Origin of the sequence: Mesorhizobium sp. M7A.F.Ca.CA.002.05.1.1 (assembly GCF_003998335.1) — a bacterium.
In the GTDB taxonomy this organism is placed as follows: domain Bacteria; phylum Pseudomonadota; class Alphaproteobacteria; order Rhizobiales; family Rhizobiaceae; genus Mesorhizobium.
Map to the genome: position 1 here is coordinate 1 of NZ_RZQI01001231.1, position 1,336 is coordinate 1,336.

Below are 1,336 nucleotides of genomic sequence, written 5' to 3' on the forward strand. Positions count from 1 at the left end.
CATCTGCGGGGCGGGTTGCGCGCACTGCTCCGCAAGGCTCAGGAGCGGCCGGAGGCCGACATGATCGTGGGTGCCTACCGGCGACGGGTGAACGGCCAGGACCGGCAGATCAAGATGCCGAACGGCTATCAGGCTGCGTGCCTGGCAAATGCCTCGGCCTATGTGAAAGGCGATATACGTTCGGTCGCCGTGGGCAGCGTTCTGGCATCGCGGACCCTGATCGGCGAGACGCGGTTCCCCATCGGAATGGCCTATGACGAGGACACGCTGTTCTGGGCACGGCTGATGAGCAAGGCATCGCTCGCCATGGTCTCGCAACCTGTCATGGTCTATGAGGTTTCGCCGGTACGTTCCGATGACCGCTTTGCCCTCAACCCGGTGCGGCGCTTTCTGGACTGGCGCCGGGAACTGCGCACACTCACCGACTGCAACATCCCGTTGTCGGCGCTCAAGGCCAGGGAAGGGCTTGTCGCCCTCAAGATCGCCCGGGTCCACTATGCGCGCGGCGACCTGGGCACCGCGGCGCGCTTCCTGGCGGTAGCCGCGGCCGCGCCGAAGCGGCGCTCAGAAGCTTGGCGCTGCCTGCGCTACAGGTTCAAGCTCGCGGCGCGGCGGCGTTTGTCCGCGCCGCCGATCAAGCTGCAAGGCGCTCTGTAGGCGCCAGCCACCGCGATATCGGCGCGAGGCGCTTTTCGGACGGCGGGTGGAACCAGCGGTCGGCCAGTGGCTTATCTACGGAATTCGCGTGGAGCCGACATGTTGCAAAAATCCGGATTGTCGCCCAGCCGACCGGCTGGCGAGGACGCTGTATCGCCAGATGGTGCGCCCAAAAACGGGGCACAAAGCTCGGCCGACCATGCGTCGCTTAGCTATGTCAGCGATGCCGAGCCCGGTATCCGACGGCTAAAGACGGGCAAGGGGTTTTCCTACCAGGGGCCGGACGGAGGGACAGTTTCGGACACTACCAGGGCCCGCATCGAGGCGATCGTCATTCCGCCGGCCTGGACGGATGTGTGGATTTCGCCGGACGCGGACGGCCATATCCAGGCAACCGGCAGGGACCAGCGCGGACGCAAGCAATATCGCTATCATCCGCAATGGGCCGAAGAGCGCGATGGTGCCAAATATTCGAGCCTGGTTGCTTTCGCCGAGAGCCTGCCGGACCTGCGGCACAGGATCGACAGCGATCTGCGCCGTCGTGGCCTGCCGTTCGAGCGTGTCGTCGCCGCGGTCGTCTGGCTGCTCGATAACACGATGATCCGGGTCGGCAATGCCGCCTACGCCCGCGACAACAAGAGTTTCGGGCTGACCACGTTGCGCGACCGGCATGTGGATA

1 protein-coding gene and 1 pseudogene are annotated in these 1,336 nt (G+C 65.2%); both read left to right on the top strand.

Going from position 1 to position 1,336, the window contains the following annotated elements; genetic code table 11:
• On the top strand, positions 1–657 hold a 657-nt coding region (locus EN939_RS34395; RefSeq protein WP_127271849.1), incomplete at its 5' end, for a glycosyltransferase family 2 protein.
• 99 nt (positions 658–756) lie between these two features.
• Positions 757–1,336: pseudogene (locus EN939_RS34400) on the top strand (DNA topoisomerase IB); the annotation flags it as partial.